Source organism: Cohnella candidum (genome assembly GCF_003713065.1).
GTDB lineage: Bacteria > Bacillota > Bacilli > Paenibacillales > Paenibacillaceae > Cohnella > Cohnella candidum.
In genome coordinates this window covers 220,248-236,537 of record NZ_CP033433.1, presented here as the reverse complement: position 1 = coordinate 236,537, position 16,290 = coordinate 220,248, and the positions used below count along the sequence as shown (strand labels likewise).

Below are 16,290 nucleotides of genomic sequence, written 5' to 3'. Positions count from 1 at the left end.
TTCGGAATGTTCTCTTACGCTTCCGAATCCGATTTCTGGAGTTAGCTTACGAAGCCGATATGAACTGCATATGAACGGAAATCCATGGGAAGTTCGCCGACTTCAATGCCCGCCCATCTGCCCTTGCATTTCGTTCGGATCGAGCCGGCTGCGGCCCATGAACAAGGCGACCAGCAGAGCCAGCACGGCGGGAATGATCGCCCAAGCGAACGTGTAGACGATGGAGGAGGACAGCGAATCGGTGATTTTATCCAGGACGCCGGCCGGGATATGCGACCTCGTCTCGGGAGACAGCAGCGAATGCGGATCCTTCAGGTCGAGCCCTTCGGGCATTTGTGCTGCGCCGCCCCCGGCCGCGAACAAGTCCGTCAGCTTGCCCGTGAACACGTGGCTTTGAATGATGCCGAACGTCGTGATCCCGATCGTCATGCCCAGCGAACGGATGAAGTTCAGCGTCGAGCTGGCGGTACCTCTCTGGTTCGCCGGCAGCCCATGGATGGCCGCGTTTCCGAGCACCGAGAAAGAAGCGCCGATCCCTAATCCCAGCAGCACCATATAGACGGTCACGAGGAATCTCGTGGAACCGGTTGTCAGCGTCGTCAGCAAAATCGCACCCGCGACCAAAATGATGAACGTCGGTACGAGGATGTTGCGGTACGGCAGTTTATTCATGAGAAAACCGCCTGCGGTGGCCGTCACGACGGAACCCAGCATCATCGGCAGCAGCACGAGACCGGAGTTCGTAGCGGTACCGCCGAGCACGCCCTGAATGAAGATCGGAATATAGACGGAAGCGACGATGAAGGCCGCCCCGCTGAACAAGGCGCTCAGGATGCTCGTGGTGTACAGCCGTTTTCGGAACAATGAATAGGAAATGATCGGTTCTTTCACCTTCGTCTCGGCGACCAGGAACACGATCGCCAGCACCGCGAATCCGCCGAACAGGCCCAGGATCTCCGCCGAATCCCAAGGGTACTGCTTGCCGCCCAGCTCCAGAGCGAACATCAGGCACAGCACCGCCCCGATCAGGGACAAAGCGCCCCACCAGTCGATCGGATGCTTGGAATGCTCATGCGATTCTTTATAGAAGAAAGCCACCATGATGAAGGCCAACACGCCCAGCGGCAGGTTGATATAGAAAATCCATTCCCAGCGGACATGGTCCGTGAGGTAAGCGCCCAGCAACGGCCCGAAAATACTGGACATCCCGAATACGGCGCCGAACAACCCGCCGAGCTTGCCGCGCATTTCGACCGGCACCGCGTCGAACATGATCGTGAACGCGATCGGCACCAAGGCGCCGCCGCCGATTCCCTGGACCGCCCGGTAGATGGCCAGCTCCGTGATCGAGTGCGCGGTTCCGCACAGCACGGAACCCAGCATGAACATCAGCAGTCCGAAAACGAAAAACTTTTTGCGCCCGTACATGTCGGAGAGCTTGCCGAAAATCGGCATGCCCGCCATCTCCGCCACCATATAGGCCGACGTGACCCATACGAACTTATCCAATCCGCCAAGCTCGCCGACGATGTTGCCCATCGCCGTGGCCACGATCGTGTTGTCCATCGAAGCCATCAAAATGCCGAGCAGCAAACCCGCGACCACGATGCCCAGGTTGCTTTGACGCCCAACCGTCATTTCTTCCACTCCTCTGTGTTCTCTCAATATCTCTTTTTAAAGTTTCACGCGTTCCTGAACCGAAGCCCGACCGTGGACGGACAGTTCTCCACGGTACTCCACGCGTCCGATTTCGCAGCCGGGGCCGAGCGTCACGCGGTTGCCTCTCACCACAGCCGCGCGGGTATGCTCCAATTCAAGGATATCCCCTTCGATCAGGTCGGCCTGCAGCCCCACGTTCCCGCGGGTGAACATCTTGAAAACGGAAGTGCGGCTTCTTTTCACCGAAACGGCTCCCCCGCCGATCTCCTTTGCGCGGCAAGGTCCGAGCATCCGCAGTTCGATCGTTTCCGCGTTCAACAGCCCTTCGACGGTCAGGCCGCCTCTCACTTGAAGGGATTCGGCCTCGCCGTTGCCACGCACGCGGACGTCGCCGGTCAGCTTCACCCGGTCTCCATGCAATTCGCCGGCGATTTCGATATCGCCGACCGCGCTGATCCGTCCGCTCCGCATGTCGCCTCCAACCTTGCATTCGCCGGTCAGCTTGAACGTGTCGGCCGTCAGGCTTCCCTTCAGATCGGCCGTTCCCGTGCAAGACAGGCTTCGGCACTCGACGTCGCCGGTCAGCGACGCTTCCCCGGTAATCTTCACGTTGCCGAACCGGCCCCCGGATGCCGACGTCGTACCGACCAGCTTCAAATTCGGCAGATTCGCTTCACGCACCGGTCTTCACCTCCTCATTCGCTTTGGCTCCCGGATGGCGCACCAGCTCCGAGCCGTATTCGACGCGCCCGATCCGGCAGCCCGGCCCGAGAACGACTCGGTTCCCTCGGACGACTCGGGCGATCGTGTTCTCCAAATCCACGTCGTCGCCTTCGATGACGTCGACCTCCATCTCGGGATTCCATTTCGGGAACATCCACTCCCAAATTTTCTTCCACGCGCTTCTGGCCATCTTGCGCACGCGGATCGATTCCCCCCCGATTTCCCGGGCCTTGCCTCTTCCGTACAGCCGGATGTCGACGGTGCCCGCGTTCAGCAAGCCTCCGACCTCGAAGCCGCCTTCCGCTTCGAAGCGCTCCACTGCGCAGTCGCCTTTAACGCTCAGCATCCCTTTCAAAATCATGTGCTCTCCGTCAACGGAACCCGCGACGTCGGCCAATCCGTTGATCCTTGCCGTCCCCGCCGAAAGGCGTCCTTGAACTTTAAATTTCCCGTCACCTTCCAGCTCGTGCGCCTTGAGATCTCCTTTCACCGTGACCACGCCGTTCATGCGGGCCAGGCCGTCGACCTGAAGCGCGCCTTCCACTTTAATGACGCCGTCGATCGAAGCCGAACGGTAATGGCCGCCGGGGGTGCTGCTCACCCCATTGATATGCATATCCGGCCGAATCTCCGTCATGACCGATTCCTCCCTTATCCCAAAATTCCTTTCAATTGCTCGATGCACTCCGTCATGGACAATCGCGCCACGATTCGGACGCCGCCGTCGAAATGCCATTCGGACGGTACGGAGACGAGCGCGAAGGAAGAAACTCCCATCTTGCGGATGAAGATGAGCTCGCAAGGCTTGCCTTCGAATTTCGGAAAATGATCCCTCATCGTCTCCATCAGCCGGTCGCCTTCCTCCATGCTCATGTCGCCGGCCTGAAGCAGCTTGTCGACCACGTAGAAGAACAAGATCTTCTCGAACGGATACACCGTCTGATCCGGGTCTTCGCCGGCGAATCGCTGCATCGTCACGCTTGTAACAATGTTTCGTTTCATTAAATCGCTTTTCCTGGCGTCATAGTCCGGCAACGAAGGGGAAAGCCTGCCGGCCACCTGATCCAAAGACAGATCGTCTTTCATGTTCAGGATTTTATCGATGCGAGTCAGGATCAAGTCCTTCGGAAAAAACGTCTCCTGCCCGGTAAACGTGGATTTGCGTATAAACCACTCTTCGGGGATGAGCTGCTTGCGTTTCCACCGATAGAGCTGCCCGTAGGAGATGCCCATCGAGTCCAGCAGTTCTTTCTTGGATATGAGCTCTCGTTCCATATTCATCATCCCTCCTTGAAATGAAGTGTAACATAACACTGTTACGTTGTAAACACAAAACAAACCCCTTTTGCCGAAATTATGGCAAAAGGGGCGGTCTTCAATGCGTTATTAGTCCCCGATCAGGAATGCACGAGCCGGGGCGGCATCGATTCCGGTCAGCTTGAGCGGCGCGAGGATCAGCGTGTAATTGCCCGCTTCCACGTGCTTCAGCCGCAAGCCCTCGACGATGACGATGCCGTTGCGCATCAGCGTCCGGTGAGTCGGATATTCCGGCTGCGCACGCTCGATGCCGAGCGCGTCCGTGCCGACGATCGACACGCCGATATCGGCCAAATACTCTGCTCCGTCCGCTCTCAGGTACGGGAATTCCAGGTCGAATTCCTCGGTCAGCGAGCTCGACGTTTTGAACAGGATCCGCTCTCCCCGCTGAATCGCGAAAGGCACCAGGTCCTCTTTGGAGATGTGGTCCTTCAGATGCGTAAGATCCAGGACGCGCGCCGCGCCGTTCAGCTGCTCGAGCGTCACCGTCTCGATCGTATCGCCGCCCGCAATCATATGCAACGGAGCGTCGACGTGCGTTCCGGTGTGGACGTTCAGGCTGAGCAGGCTTTCATGCGGCTTGCCTTCGTCGTGGTTCTGCACGTTCGTGATGGAAGGCTTCTTATGCGCGTAGTTTTTCCATACTTGCATGCCTTCCTCGATCGTCATGCTGATATCGATAATGCGGCCCAATCCCATATCCGTTCCCTCCGCTCTTCCCCGTAAACGTGTTTGCTCTTATTTTTCCGAGTTCGTGACCCAGATGACGTTGTCTTCGTCCTGGCCGTTGACCGGCCACCAGTGATACCCGTCGTCTTGCAGCAGCTTGTCGGCCTGTGCCGGCCCCCACGATCCCGCCGGGTAGAAAGACGGCTCGATCGCGTGCTCCTTCCAAGTCGCTGCGATCGGATCGATGAGCTGCCACGCGGCGGCAAGCTCGTCCCAGCGGGTGAAATACGTGGAATCCCCGCGGGCCGCGTCAAAGATCAGCCGCTCGTAAGCTTCCGGCGTATTGATGCCGATCTGGCAGCTTTGGCAGAATTCCATGGCCACCGGCTGGATCGTCATGTCGTTGCCCGGCTTTTTGGCGTTGATTCTGATGTAGATGCCTTCCATCGGGTTCACCCGAATGACGAGCAGGTTCGGCGCCAGATCTTGCTTGCGGGCGAACAGCACGTTGTTCGGCACGTTTTTGAATTCCACGACGATCTCGGTCGATTTGACCGGCAGGCGTTTGCCCGTCCGCACGTAGAACGGCACGCCGGCCCAGCGGAAATTGTCCACGAATACGCGCGCCGCGAAGAATGTCTCGGTCACGGAGGCCGGATCGACGGAGTCCTCCTGCCGATACCCTTTCAATTCTTTGCCTTTCAAGGAACCGTTCGAATACTGCCCGCGGACGATCCGCGTCCGGACGTCGTCGGCCGACGAGAACGGACGGATGGAACGAATCACCTTGACCTTCTCGTCGCGGATGTCTTCGGCATCCAGGCGGCTCGGCGCTTCCATCGCGATCATCGTCAGCATCTGCAGCATATGGTTCTGCACCATATCGCGCAGGGCGCCGGATTTGTTATAGTATGCGCCGCGCTCTTCCACGCCGACCGTCTCCGCCAGCGTGATCTGGACGTTGGCGATGTGCTGGTTGTTCCAGAGCGGCTCGAAAAACGCGTTCGCGAAACGGATCATTTCGATGTTCTGCACCATTTCCTTGCCCAGGTAATGGTCGATCCGGAACACTTCCTCTTCCTTGAACACGCGGCTGATCTCTTCGTTCAGGCTCTTCGCTGACGGATAATCGTAGCCGAAAGGCTTCTCGATCACGAGGCGGTGCCAGCCCGAGCTCTCGAGCATCCCTCCGTCCCGAAGGCTGTGGGAGACGGTGCCGAACAGCTCCGGAGCCAGCGCCAAATAGAACAGGCGATTGCCCGGGATGCCGAATTTGGCCTCCAGTTCTTCCGTATGGGCCTTCAGCTGGCGAAAACCGTCGACGTTGCCGATATCGAGCGATTGGTAGCTGAAATGGTCGGCGAACGCGTTCCAGTCCTCCGCTTCGCCGGGCTTGTACCGGCAAAACTCCCGGATGGACTCATGCACGTCGTCGCGAAACTGCAGATCCGTGCGCGGGCGCCGGGCCAGGCCGACGACGGCGAATTTCCTGCCGAGCTTGCCCTCGCGGTACAGGCTGTACAGCGCCGGAAACAGCTTGCGGCGGGCCAGGTCGCCCGTCGCGCCGAAAATGAAGTAGACCGCATCGTTCGCGGATATCGATTCCGTTTTGTTGTCCGTCATGATCCTCATCTTTCTTCCAGGCATGGTTATAGCGGTGCGCTTATAGGCTTTCCGCGGCCTGCGGGGGTTCATTCATGTATTGTAGTTTAGCACAATCATAGGACCAATGCCATGTTCTTAACGGGTTTTTCCAATTCCGCAAAAAGCGGGGCGCACCCGGATACGGGCCCATACGCATTCGCCCGATGCTGAATAAAATGGGGCGAGGACACAAGGAAAGGAGGGTGGGACGATGTTTGGGCAAATGCTCGATCCCGACGCCAAACAGCTTTCGCCGTTTATCGGGCTGCCGGTCTGCTTGATCATGAAAGACGGCAGCCGAAAAATCGGCCAGTTGACCGCTTGTAAATCCGGCCGGATCATTTTGAACGGGGACGACGGGGATTCCGGCGACGCGACCGTCTCCCGCAAAACGGGAACCCGCCGTACAGGGCGCAGGCGCGCCCGCAAGTCGGAGGACGCTCAGGAGGCATTCCGTCCGGGGACGGAAGAAGCGTCGCTCTGGGGTGAATTGCCGGCCGAACCGTTCGGCCTGGATCCGATGTTCTCCCCCGTGGCGCGGGAAAGCGTTCCGCTGAAATCGGTGGAATCGGTCTTGGTGCTTTAAAGGAGATTGGAAGCATACATTCGGAGGTAATAGGTCTGAGAACCGCTGGGTGGGAGGAGGAAGTACATGGTCCGGTACGTGCGTTATTCCGATCGCTGGGGGCCGATCTCTCCGGTACGGCGGGTCGAAGCTTTTCGGCGGGAAGATCCCGCCGAACGTGAGTGGGTACGGATGCTCATGGACGACGCTCCCCGCCCTGAACGGAAACCGAAGACCTATGCCTCCGCCGAATGGTTCGGCGACGCTTCCGCCCCGCTCTATGACGAAGCCGGGAAAATTCGGCATATGAACGCGTTGGAGGTCGGCGTCCGAATGGACGTTCACACGTAACCAAAGAAAAAAACCGTCCGCGGACGGTTTTTTTTCTTTGGCGGCCGAAGCCGCCGTCATTTCGCCAAGCCGTGACGATGCGCATAGATGGCCGCCTGTGTACGGTCCTCGACGCCCAGCTTGCCGAACAGGTTCGTCAAATGGTATTTCACGGTTTTGATTCCGATGAACAGCTCGTCGGCGACCTCTTGGTTGGATTTCCCTTGGGCGATGAGCTGAAGCACTTCCATTTCCCGCTCCGTCAGTTCCTCGTGGGGCAGAGCTTCCGATTGGGCGGGCCGGCGGAACCGGTTCATCATTTTGGAAGCGACCTGCGACTCCAGCACGGACTGTCCCCGGGCGGCGGCGCGGATGGCGTCGGCGATTTCGTTAGCCCGGGACGTTTTCAGCAAATAGCTGAACGCCCCCGCTTCGATGACCGGATACATCTTCTCGTCGTCGAGGAAGCTGGTGAGCACGATCACGCGGCAATCCGGCATTTCCTCCATGATCCGGCGCGTCGTTTCGATGCCGTCCATGCCTTCCATGACCAGGTCCATCAGCACGACGTCCGGCTTGTATTCCCGGGCCAGCCGCAAGCCGTCCATTCCGTTGCCGGCTTCCCCGACGACCTCGATGCCTTCTTCCGTTCCCAATACCGCGGCCAAGCCGATCCGAACCATCTCGTGATCATCGACTAACAGCACGCGCGCGAGTTTATCCTCTTTCACGCCATTCATCCCCCATCCGCCATCAGCGGCACGCGAATTTCGATTCTCGTCCCTTTGCCCGGGGCGCTCACCACGTGGAACGAACCGCCGAGCTCGTTCACGCGCTCTTCCATGTTCATCATCCCGTAAGAGGCTTGTTTACGTTCTTGCACGTCGAAACCGACTCCGTTGTCCCGAATGCCGAGCCGCACCGCATCGCCGCGCCTCTGCAGCTCGATCCCCATTTTGGTGGCCCGGGCATGCCGAAGCGTGTTGGACAGCGCCTCCTGCACGATGCGGAACAGGTGGTTCTCCATCCCTTTGTTCAGCGGCAAATCCTCTTCCATATCGAGGGAGATATCGACCGGCACTTTCGCCTTCATCTCGTGGACAAGCTCCGGAATGGCCTGCGACAACCGTTTGCCTTCCAGATGGATGGGTCGCAAATGCAAGAGCAGCGCGCGCATCTCCGATTGGGCGACGGACGCCATTTCCTCGATCAGCTCGATCTGGCGTTTGGCCCTGTCGAAATCCTGCTCGAGCGTCCGGCTCACCGCCGTGGCCGTCATCGAAATCGCGAACAGCTGCTGGCTGACGGCGTCGTGCAGCTCGCGCGCGAGTCGTTGGCGTTCCTCGACGACCGCGCTCATTTTCGCTTTGGCCTCCAGCTCCGTATTGTTGCTCGACAGCCTTTGCAAAGTGGTGACCTGCTCTTCCCATTTGCGGCCTAGCTTGCCCAGTTGTTCGCCCAGCCTCCCGATCTCGTCGTTACCGAGAGGCGGCAGCGGAGGGCTGGGATTCCCTTTCTCCAGCAGCAGCATGACGTCGCTCAGCAAGCGAAGGCGATGCCGGACCGGATACCCCCGGAGGAAGCCGAAGGCGGCTCCGCCGATCGTCAGAACCCCGATCGTGGTCAGGATGAAAGGAACGACGGAGCTCCATTTGTAAACTTCGGACGCGATCCCGTACCTCATGACCAAATAAATGACCAACGCCCCGATGCCGAGGGAGTACAAGACGGATTCCCCCATTTGACGCCATACCATATTGGCGACCTTGCGCGATTCCATCCGCCGTCGTCCTCCCTTCCGCTACACCGTGCGTATCTTGATATCTCCTACGAGATAGAACAGCTGCAGTTTCAGACGGTATTCCCGCCGGTCGTAGTCGGGAGAACGCCACGACAGGCGGTGCAGCATGCCGCCGTCACGGGTATTCTTATATCCGATCTGGCCGACGAGCACCGACGCTTCCACTTGCAGCCCGTAATCCTCCGGGATCGTCAGATCGACGTCGCCGACCAATCCTTGCAGCACGATCGTCGTTTCCTTCTCTTCCGGAATGGCGAGCGACATGTCCATGCGGATTTCGCCGACCGCTTGCCAGCAGCTCATCGACTGCAGCACCCAGGACTGTTCGTCCAGTCTCATGTTCAGCACGAGCCGGTGGGCGTTGCGGTACAATCCGGCGGCGGCAGGACGGGATCGGAAATAATAAAATCCGAGCGAGATCAATACGATGACGGCGAATAAGACGAACTGATTCACGATGAGGATCAGCGTGCAGATCGCGATCAGGACCATCGCCGGACGGCAGCGGTCGATCCTGAATCGATAGATGCCGAGGACGAGCAAAATGGCGGCGTTCACCGTCGCGTAACCGGCGATGCCGCCTAAAGCGAGGTAGAGTCCGGCCGCTATGAACAGAAACGCATGATTGGGCAATTTCATGACCGGCCGCACCTCCCGCTGGCTGTAAACCCTTTTTTACGGCGAAAGCCATAACGGATAAACTCCGTTATGGCAAATCGACGCCGATTGCGTTTGCTGTCGATCGGCTGATATAGCTTGCCTTTTTCGACACGCATTCCATTTTATCACAACTTGCCCGGCCCGAGAATCCGGGATCTTATTCGGCGCCGGCCGCGGGAGCGATGCGGCTCTTCAGCGCAGCGAGCTCATGCTCCACTTGCAGCGACTTCTCCGGATCCAGGCGGATCGGCGCGCCGCTGAGCGGGGAAACCGGGATGCGGGCGACGTCGGCTTCCGCTTCCATCTGCAGGATTTTTTCCTCCATCCGGTTGAAGCCGGCGGCGGCATTGCCCGCTTCGATCGCGTGTAAGGTGTTGACTTGCGCCATTTGCTTGCGGGCTTTGGCCATTTGGGCGCGGGCCGCAAGGTCGTTGCGCTTGTTGCGGAGCTTGTAGAACTCCTCTTTCATTTCGTGCAGTTGGGCGGTCAATTCGGCAACTTGGGCGTTGGCCTGGGCATGGAACCCGGCCAGCTCGGCGACTTGCTGATCGAACTGGAGCTTCTCTTCGAGCAGCTTGCGGGCGAGCAGCTCATTGCCGCCGCGCAGGGCAAGCTCGGCTTGCGACTCGCGTTCCAGCCCATGGCGGGAAGCTTCGTCCAGGCGCTGCTTCATGCGGCGTTCGGCCGCCATTTGGCGGGCGACGGTCACTTCGGCCTCGCGGATTTCGATTTCCATGTCGCGCAAGTACTGGTTCAGCATGACGATCGGATCTTCCATTTTGTCCAGCAAATCGTGAATCGAAGCTTTCGTAATGTCTTTCATTCGTTGGAATACACCCATGGGTTATTCTCCTTTCGAATCCTTCTCGATTTTTGTGATTTTGGCTTTCAGTTCTTCAATTTCGCGCCTTAACGCTTTTTTCTCGATATCTTCCATCATGGCGTCCAATCCCTGCGCTCGCTGGGGTGCAGGCGAAGGTGCTGCCGTCTGCGGCGCCGGACGAACCGGCGGCGGGGTCGGCGGAGCGCCGGCGCCCGTCCAGCTGCTGCCCGGAGGCCAGCCTTGCGTGCCGTATTGCGGCGGGTGGTTCGGTTCCGCGGCTCCGTACCCATTCCACCCGTAAGTCGTCGGGCCGGGACCGAAGCTGCCGGGATAATCCCGCGGAATTACGAAGCCCGCGATGATGTATACCAGGATGACCGAGCCCGCCGAGAACACCGCCACCACGATCAGGAGAATCCTGAGGAGCGTGGCGTCGACGCCTAAGTAATCCGCCAGCCCGCCGCAGACGCCGAATATTTTCTTGTCTCGCGACGAACGATACAGTTTTCGCATGAACGTTTATCCCTCCTCGCTTATTTCCCCTGCTGCATTCTGAGCTTTAGTTGCTGAAGCTCTCGTTCGATCGTTTCCTGGACGACGCTGCCCACTCGGAGGACCGATTCCTGTCCGATTCGCCGGAGATCCCGAAGGCTCTTGGCTTCCAGCTCGATGTCCGTCATCCGGTCGTCCAGCTTACGGAACATGTTCGACGGATCCTCCGAGCCCGACCCGAACCTCGCGTTCAGCCTTTGCTGTAGCCTGAGCGATTCCATGCGGGCTACGTAGAACTGCCGGCGATCGTACACGGTGCGGTATTCGCTCCGCAGTTCGTGGAGCAGCTGCTCCAGGTCGTTCAACTCTTGCTTGCTTTGTTCATACAGCTGGCGGTACCGTTCCGAACGTTCCTCGTGCGAAACCTTGTCTTGCAGGGCGAGCTTGGCGGCATGCTCTTCGCCGGCTTTGAGGGCGGTGAGCGCCTGCTCCTCCCGTTTGTTCATCCATTGCTCGGCATCTTTCCATTGGCGAAGCAGGCCGTCGGTATGGGCGGCGTATTGCCGCTGCAGCTGCTCGCTTTGGACGATTTCCTGATGCGTCGACCATAAGAACTGATCGATGACGCGGACGGGATCTTCGGATTTCTCCAACCGGTCGTTCAACGTCGCGACCGTCATGTCCCGCACTCTTTTCATTACGCTCATGCATGTCCCTCCATTTCCGGCTTTCCGTTATCGTTGTTTCATTTAAACTCTCGTGCCCGCCCTGCGGCGAATCATCGATACGCCGAAGAAAATCAAGGCGATGGCGGCTGCCCATACGAACAGGAAGGACAGCTTGCCCAGCAGCATCAAGCCGCCGATGAGGCCGATCACGCCGCCCAAGAACCGATTGCCGTTTCTCCAAGCCATGACGCCGAGGCCAACGATCAGGATCGGGATCAGAAGTCCCATCAGGAAACCGAAGATTCCGAGTTTGCCGAGAATCAGCAGCGCGCCGAACGCGATCAGCAGCACCGCGAGTCCGTTTCCGCTTCTCATGTGTATCACCTCTTTTCTTTCATCTCACAATCTCATTGTAAACGGAGCGTGATTTCCGCATAACGGACCCGCGTACGTTTTTGACCCTGGACTGTAGTCGGGGCAGCCCACCGTCCCCGGACCTTATCGGCTCCGCCCTGCGTCCTTTGCGTGTTTCGAGCGAACCTCCTTTGTCCAAAAGGTACATATTAAAGCCATGAACAGGAGGGGATGGGTCATGCCTTGGTCGCACGGGGATTACCCGGAATCTTTGAAAAACTTCACCGCGCCGGTGCGCGACAAAGCGGTCGAAATCGCCAACGCCCTGCTGAAGGACGGGTACGATGAAGGGCGGGCCATCGCGATCGCAACCTCGCAAGCGAAGGAATGGGCGGAAAACCATGACAAACAGATCCGCAAAAAGGGCCATTAATGGAAGCGCCGGACCGGGACCTGCTTTGGATGCTGAAGCGGCTTCCGGTTTTTTTATGCTCTCTTTCAGCAACCTGTTGACAACGCGGTAAGCTGACATTATCTTTTATTTATCACTCAATAAATAACCGAGAAGGAACCGAAGCCATGGCACCCAAAGACGAAGCTTCCCTGAACCGTAAAGAACAAATCCTGGAGGCCGCCGCCGCCCTGTTCGCCGAGTCGGGCTATTACAAGACGACGACCGCGGACGTCGCCAAAGCCGTCGGCGTCACGCAGCCTTACGTGTTCCATTTCTTCAAATCCAAAGAGCAGCTTTACCTGGCTGTTCTCGAGCAAGCGTCCCAGCGGATCCTTCAAGCTTTCGACGCCGCGCAAGCCCCGCCCGAGCAGCTTCATATCGAGATGGGAAAAGCGTTCGCGAGACTGCTGGTGAGCCACAGGAACGAAATCCTGCTGGTCATGATGGCCTTCACGACGCCGGAGCCGGCGGTCCGCGAATATACGAAGCGCGAATTCGATCTGGTTTATGAACGGGTCAAAGCGCGTTTCGAGGAAGCCGGGATACCGAATGCCAGCTACCAGGCGAGCGCATTCATCGGCCAGGGCCTGATCTGCACGATGGCCGAAACGCTCAATCTCCCCAAGCTGCTTCCCTGGTATGGGCACGAAGACGATTTTGTTTGACCTCTTTGGCAAAGCGAGAAGGGTTTCGACCCCGCTTTGCCTTTTCTTCCGGGATTCATTTATTTATTAATAAATTAAATTTAACAAGGAGTTGGGAGTAAAATGTTTACCGCCGCAAGAGTCCGTTTGTTAGTCGTCACCTGCGCCGCCTTGTTCATGGCCATGCTGGACAATCTCGTACTGGGAGTCGCGCTTCCGTCCATTCAAAAATCGTTCGGAGCGACGATCACCGATCTCCAATGGTTCATGAATGCTTATACGCTGGCGTTCTCCGTGCTCCTCATCCCATTCAGCGTGTTGGGCGAAAGGTTCGGCCGCAAAAAAATGTTCCTCGCCGGCGTCGTGCTCTTCACGCTCGGCTCCGCGCTATCCGGGTGGAGCGACACTTCGATCCAGCTCATCCTTTCGCGGGCTCTCCAAGGAGTCGGGGGTGCCGCGATCGTACCGCTCAGCCTCACCCTCGTCCATTCCGCTTTCCCCGAGAAAATGCGGGCAGCCGCTCTCGGCATCTGGTCCGGCATTTCCGGTCTCGGTTTGTCGATCGGCCCCTTGGTGGGCGGACTGATCGTGGAAGGGGCTCCTTGGCAGCTCATTTTCTGGATTAACGTCCCGATCGGCGCATTGGCGCTGTTGTTCGGCGCCCTTTGGCTGAAGGAAGAGAAAGGCGTTCGGAAACCGATCGACCCGTTCGGCATCCTGCTGCTCGCAGCCGGTTTGTTCGGCATCGTATTCGGCTTGGAAAAAGGGAATTCCGAAGGCTGGGGATCTGCACTCGTCGTCGGTTCCTTGGCGGGCGGCATGCTGCTGTTGATCGCCTTCTACTTATGGGAACGCAAACGCGAGACTCCTTTCGTCCGTTTCGCCCTGTTCCGAAGCGTGAAATACTCCGCCTATATTTTCACGGGTTTCTGGATGAACGCCGGGATCTTCGGCGCGATCTTCCTGCTGACGCTTTTCCTTCAGCAGGGCCAAGGCTATTCGGCTCTTGAAGCCGGCGTCCGCACGATGGCATGGACGGGATGCACGATGATCGCCGCCCCGCTTGCCGGATTCGCCGTTTCCAAATTCGGCAACCGCGCGGTTTTATTGCTGGGCCTGTTGTTTCAAGGCGCCGCGCTGGTCGGATTCGCGGTTCTCATCGCCCGGTTCGGCGTCGACTTCCCCTTCGGTTACCAAGCCCCGTTCATGATGCTTGCCGGCGCCGGCATGGGATTGAGCTTTACGCCGTTGACCCATGGCATCATGTCCTCCGTACCGGAAAACGATTCGGGCGAAGCTAGCGGCATCAGCAACGCGACCCGGGAGCTGGGCGGCGTCTTCGACATCGCGATCGGCGGACTCATCTTCGAATCCGGCAGCGCCATCCGTACGCCCGCCGATTTCGGCGACCACATCATCCCCGCGCTTCTCTCTAGCGCCATTATGATCACACTTGCGCTCATCAGCGTTGTTCTTTTCGCCAGATTCTCCGCGAAGAAAAGGAGCGCTCAGGAGGCCATTCCACCTAAGACTGCGAAACAAATCGGATAACCTGCAGAACAAGAAAACACCCCGCAGCAGCGGGGTGTTTTCTTGTTTTGAATTAACGTAAGATGCGTCCTTCCTTGATCCATTCCATGATCAGCTTGTAAGAAGCGCCGGATTTCTCGCTCGCTTCTTGCACCGTCAGGCCCGGGTTGCTCAGGATGACGTCCTTCACGGCTCTCAGCTTCGCTTCGTGCACCGCGTGGCATTCCGTGCAGTGCTTCGCCTCCCGTCCGTCATGACGGAACATTTTACCGCAGATAATGCAGTTGGATATTTCCATTCCCGATTTTCAGCCTCGCTTTGACAAAAACGCGGTTATCGATTGTCGGATCTTGTAGGAATATTGTATCACACGACAAGTCCTGGCGAAATACAAAAAACCCTGAAGAATCATTTGATTCTTCAGGGCCTCATTGTTGAAGTTGGTGCCGGTGAAGGGACTTGAACCCCCACTCCCTTGCGAGAAACGGATTTTGAGTCCGTCGCGTCTGCCATTCCGCCACACCGGCATATAAGTGGCGCGCCCTAAGAGATTCGAACTCCTGGCCTTCAGATTCGTAGTCTGACGCTCTATCCAGCTGAGCTAAGGGCGCGCGATATGAAATTGTGGAGGCGCCACCCAGACTCGAACTGGGGGTAAAGCTTTTGCAGAGCTCTGCCTTACCACTTGGCTATGGCGCCATAAAATAAATGGAGCGGAAAACGGGATTCGAACCCGCGACCTTCTCGTTGGCAACGAGATGCTCTACCACTGAGCTATTTCCGCGTGTAAATGGCTGGGGCTCTAGGGATCGAACCTAGGAATGACGGAGTCAAAGTCCGTTGCCTTACCGCTTGGCTAAGCCCCAATATGAGGTTAAAAGATGGGGCGATCGATGGGACTTGAACCCACGAATGCCGGAGCCACAATCCGGTGCGTTAACCCCTTCGCCACGACCGCCACGCTATTATGAAATTGGCAGGGGCAGCAGGAATTGAACCCACACTAACGGTTTTGGAGACCGCTGTTCTACCTTTAAACTATGCCCCTAAGGTAATACAAGTATGGGTACCTGGCCCTGGTACTTACTGGTGGAGGCTGATGGATTTGAACCACCGAACCCAGAGGGAGCAGATTTACAGTCTGCCGCGTTTGGCCACTTCGCTAAGCCTCCATGATGGAGTCGCAATGGTGCCGGCGAGAGGACTTGAACCCCCAACCTACTGATTACAAGTCAGTTGCTCTACCAGTTGAGCTACACCGGCATATTTAGAGTGATAAATGGTGGCTCGGGACGGAATCGAACCGCCGACACGAGGATTTTCAGTCCTCTGCTCTACCATCTGAGCTACCGAGCCATGTCTTCGGTTCTTTGTGACTATGCGTTTGGTTAAGTTTGAAGAATGGCGGAGCCGACGGGATTCGAACCCGCGGTCTCCTGCGTGACAGGCAGGCATGTTAGGCCTCTACACCACGGCTCCATGATCGATTCTTCAAAGAAAATTGGTTGCGGGGGCAGGATTTGAACCTGCGGCCTTCGGGTTATGAGCCCGACGAGCTACCGGACTGCTCCACCCCGCGTCGTTGTAAAATCTCCCGTAGAGGCGACGTTCACTATCATAACGCATTTGCCTTACTGTTTGCAACCCTCAATTTCAGATTGCAGTGAGGAGAATTTGGTGACCCGTAGGGGATTCGAACCCCTGTTACCTCCGTGAAAGGGAGGTGTCTTAACCCCTTGACCAACGGGCCTCAGTAACCATGATTGCGGAAGAAATAACTGGCGGAGAGAGAGGGATTCGAACCCTCGAGACGCTTGTGACGCCTACACGATTTCCAATCGTGCTCCTTCGACCAAACTCGGACATCTCTCCATATGGCTCCCCGAACTGGACTCGAACCAGTGACAACACGATTAACAGTCGTGTGCTCTACCAACTGAGCTATCAGGGAATGTGT

Annotated in this window: 19 protein-coding genes and 15 tRNA genes; 5 read left to right on the top strand and 29 right to left on the bottom strand. The window is 57.7% G+C overall.

Annotation, left to right across the window (positions count from 1 at the left end):
* Positions 1-102: 102 nt before the first annotated feature.
* The 6 genes from EAV92_RS01125 to zwf all read right to left on the bottom strand — a co-directional run bounded on the left by EAV92_RS01125 (position 103) and on the right by zwf (position 5,991).
* Positions 103-1,638, bottom strand: coding sequence for an MDR family MFS transporter (locus EAV92_RS01125; protein WP_123039377.1), 1,536 nt, complete (start codon positions 1,636-1,638; stop codon positions 103-105).
* 36 nt (positions 1,639-1,674) lie between these two features.
* On the bottom strand, positions 1,675-2,340 hold the full coding sequence (locus EAV92_RS01120; protein ID WP_123039376.1) for a hypothetical protein: 666 nt from the start codon (positions 2,338-2,340) through the stop codon (positions 1,675-1,677).
* Complete coding sequence (locus EAV92_RS01115) at positions 2,333-3,019, bottom strand: polymer-forming cytoskeletal protein (protein WP_164472588.1); 687 nt, start codon at positions 3,017-3,019, stop codon at positions 2,333-2,335. Before EAV92_RS01115 ends, EAV92_RS01120 begins: the two co-directional genes overlap by 8 nt.
* A 14-nt stretch (positions 3,020-3,033) precedes the next feature.
* Positions 3,034-3,657 carry a YhbD family protein gene (locus tag EAV92_RS01110; protein WP_123039374.1) on the bottom strand — a complete coding sequence of 208 codons (624 nt, stop codon included), beginning with the start codon at positions 3,655-3,657 and terminating at the stop codon, positions 3,034-3,036.
* A gap of 111 nt (positions 3,658-3,768) precedes the next feature.
* Positions 3,769-4,392: a cyclase family protein gene (locus EAV92_RS01105; RefSeq protein ID WP_123043495.1), complete on the bottom strand. Its 624-nt coding sequence runs from the start codon at positions 4,390-4,392 to the stop codon at positions 3,769-3,771.
* Between the two features lie 45 nt (positions 4,393-4,437).
* Positions 4,438-5,991, bottom strand: coding sequence for a glucose-6-phosphate dehydrogenase (gene zwf, locus EAV92_RS01100; RefSeq protein ID WP_123039373.1), 1,554 nt, complete (start codon positions 5,989-5,991; stop codon positions 4,438-4,440).
* Positions 5,992-6,223: 232 nt separating this feature from the next.
* Here zwf and EAV92_RS01095 point away from each other — a divergent pair, with 232 nt between their 5' ends.
* Together EAV92_RS01095 and EAV92_RS01090 are read left to right on the top strand one after the other, a co-directional pair.
* Positions 6,224-6,598: a hypothetical protein gene (locus tag EAV92_RS01095; protein ID WP_123039372.1), complete on the top strand. Its 375-nt coding sequence runs from the start codon at positions 6,224-6,226 to the stop codon at positions 6,596-6,598.
* A 66-nt stretch (positions 6,599-6,664) separates the two neighbouring features.
* The gene (locus EAV92_RS01090) at positions 6,665-6,928 is read left to right on the top strand and encodes a hypothetical protein (RefSeq protein ID WP_123039371.1); all 264 of its coding nucleotides are present in this window, start codon (positions 6,665-6,667) and stop codon (positions 6,926-6,928) included.
* A gap of 56 nt (positions 6,929-6,984) precedes the next feature.
* Here the strand turns inward: EAV92_RS01090 and EAV92_RS01085 are convergent, their stop codons facing one another.
* The 7 genes from EAV92_RS01085 to EAV92_RS01055 all read right to left on the bottom strand — a co-directional run bounded on the left by EAV92_RS01085 (position 6,985) and on the right by EAV92_RS01055 (position 11,726).
* Positions 6,985-7,638 (bottom strand): response regulator, encoded by a 654-nt coding sequence (locus EAV92_RS01085; RefSeq protein ID WP_277424213.1) that lies wholly within the window; start codon positions 7,636-7,638, stop codon positions 6,985-6,987.
* Positions 7,639-7,643: 5 nt separating this feature from the next.
* A complete protein-coding gene (locus EAV92_RS01080) occupies positions 7,644-8,687 on the bottom strand; it encodes a sensor histidine kinase (RefSeq protein WP_123039369.1) in 1,044 nt (347 codons plus the stop codon).
* Between the two features lie 21 nt (positions 8,688-8,708).
* Positions 8,709-9,347: a cell wall-active antibiotics response protein LiaF gene (gene liaF / locus EAV92_RS01075; protein ID WP_123039368.1), complete on the bottom strand. Its 639-nt coding sequence runs from the start codon at positions 9,345-9,347 to the stop codon at positions 8,709-8,711.
* Positions 9,348-9,525: 178 nt separating this feature from the next.
* Positions 9,526-10,209: a PspA/IM30 family protein gene (locus tag EAV92_RS01070; protein ID WP_123039367.1), complete on the bottom strand. Its 684-nt coding sequence runs from the start codon at positions 10,207-10,209 to the stop codon at positions 9,526-9,528.
* Positions 10,210-10,212: 3 nt separating this feature from the next.
* On the bottom strand, positions 10,213-10,704 hold the full coding sequence (locus EAV92_RS01065) for a PspC domain-containing protein (RefSeq protein WP_123039366.1): 492 nt from the start codon (positions 10,702-10,704) through the stop codon (positions 10,213-10,215).
* Between the two features lie 20 nt (positions 10,705-10,724).
* Positions 10,725-11,390 (bottom strand): PspA/IM30 family protein, encoded by a 666-nt coding sequence (locus EAV92_RS01060; RefSeq protein ID WP_123039365.1) that lies wholly within the window; start codon positions 11,388-11,390, stop codon positions 10,725-10,727.
* Between the two features lie 42 nt (positions 11,391-11,432).
* On the bottom strand, positions 11,433-11,726 hold the full coding sequence (locus tag EAV92_RS01055; RefSeq protein WP_241158398.1) for a LiaF transmembrane domain-containing protein: 294 nt from the start codon (positions 11,724-11,726) through the stop codon (positions 11,433-11,435).
* 217 nt (positions 11,727-11,943) lie between these two features.
* Between EAV92_RS01055 and EAV92_RS01050 the strand changes: the two genes are divergently transcribed.
* The 3 genes from EAV92_RS01050 (at position 11,944) to EAV92_RS01040 (ending at position 14,354) form a co-directional block, all read left to right on the top strand.
* Positions 11,944-12,138 carry a DUF2188 domain-containing protein gene (locus tag EAV92_RS01050; protein ID WP_123039364.1) on the top strand — a complete coding sequence of 65 codons (195 nt, stop codon included), beginning with the start codon at positions 11,944-11,946 and terminating at the stop codon, positions 12,136-12,138.
* 146 nt (positions 12,139-12,284) lie between these two features.
* Complete coding sequence (locus tag EAV92_RS01045) at positions 12,285-12,824, top strand: TetR/AcrR family transcriptional regulator (protein WP_123039363.1); 540 nt, start codon at positions 12,285-12,287, stop codon at positions 12,822-12,824.
* 102 nt (positions 12,825-12,926) lie between these two features.
* On the top strand, positions 12,927-14,354 hold the full coding sequence (locus EAV92_RS01040; RefSeq protein WP_123039362.1) for an MFS transporter: 1,428 nt from the start codon (positions 12,927-12,929) through the stop codon (positions 14,352-14,354).
* Between the two features lie 52 nt (positions 14,355-14,406).
* Here EAV92_RS01040 and EAV92_RS01035 read toward each other — a convergent pair whose 3' ends face one another.
* From EAV92_RS01035 to EAV92_RS00960, 16 genes are all read right to left on the bottom strand, one after another.
* Entirely contained in the window at positions 14,407-14,631 is a 225-nt protein-coding gene (locus EAV92_RS01035) for a hypothetical protein (RefSeq protein WP_123039361.1), read from the bottom strand.
* A gap of 143 nt (positions 14,632-14,774) precedes the next feature.
* Positions 14,775-14,860, bottom strand: a tRNA-Leu gene (locus EAV92_RS01030).
* A gap of 7 nt (positions 14,861-14,867) precedes the next feature.
* Positions 14,868-14,944: transfer RNA gene (locus tag EAV92_RS01025), tRNA-Arg, on the bottom strand.
* Positions 14,945-14,958: 14 nt separating this feature from the next.
* A tRNA-Cys gene (locus EAV92_RS01020) sits at positions 14,959-15,032 on the bottom strand.
* 10 nt (positions 15,033-15,042) lie between these two features.
* Positions 15,043-15,117: transfer RNA gene (locus EAV92_RS01015), tRNA-Gly, on the bottom strand.
* Between the two features lie 7 nt (positions 15,118-15,124).
* Positions 15,125-15,199 (bottom strand) — tRNA-Gln (locus EAV92_RS01010).
* 16 nt (positions 15,200-15,215) lie between these two features.
* Positions 15,216-15,291, bottom strand: a tRNA-His gene (locus EAV92_RS01005).
* A 16-nt stretch (positions 15,292-15,307) separates the two neighbouring features.
* Positions 15,308-15,381 (bottom strand) — tRNA-Trp (locus tag EAV92_RS01000).
* Between the two features lie 39 nt (positions 15,382-15,420).
* Positions 15,421-15,505 (bottom strand) — tRNA-Tyr (locus tag EAV92_RS00995).
* A 15-nt stretch (positions 15,506-15,520) separates the two neighbouring features.
* A tRNA-Thr gene (locus EAV92_RS00990) sits at positions 15,521-15,596 on the bottom strand.
* A 17-nt stretch (positions 15,597-15,613) separates the two neighbouring features.
* Positions 15,614-15,689 (bottom strand) — tRNA-Phe (locus tag EAV92_RS00985).
* Between the two features lie 46 nt (positions 15,690-15,735).
* A tRNA-Asp gene (locus EAV92_RS00980) sits at positions 15,736-15,812 on the bottom strand.
* Between the two features lie 23 nt (positions 15,813-15,835).
* Positions 15,836-15,912 (bottom strand) — tRNA-Met (locus EAV92_RS00975).
* A 96-nt stretch (positions 15,913-16,008) separates the two neighbouring features.
* Positions 16,009-16,083: transfer RNA gene (locus EAV92_RS00970), tRNA-Glu, on the bottom strand.
* Between the two features lie 29 nt (positions 16,084-16,112).
* Positions 16,113-16,205, bottom strand: a tRNA-Ser gene (locus tag EAV92_RS00965).
* Between the two features lie 3 nt (positions 16,206-16,208).
* A tRNA-Asn gene (locus EAV92_RS00960) sits at positions 16,209-16,284 on the bottom strand.
* Positions 16,285-16,290: the final 6 nt, after the last annotated feature.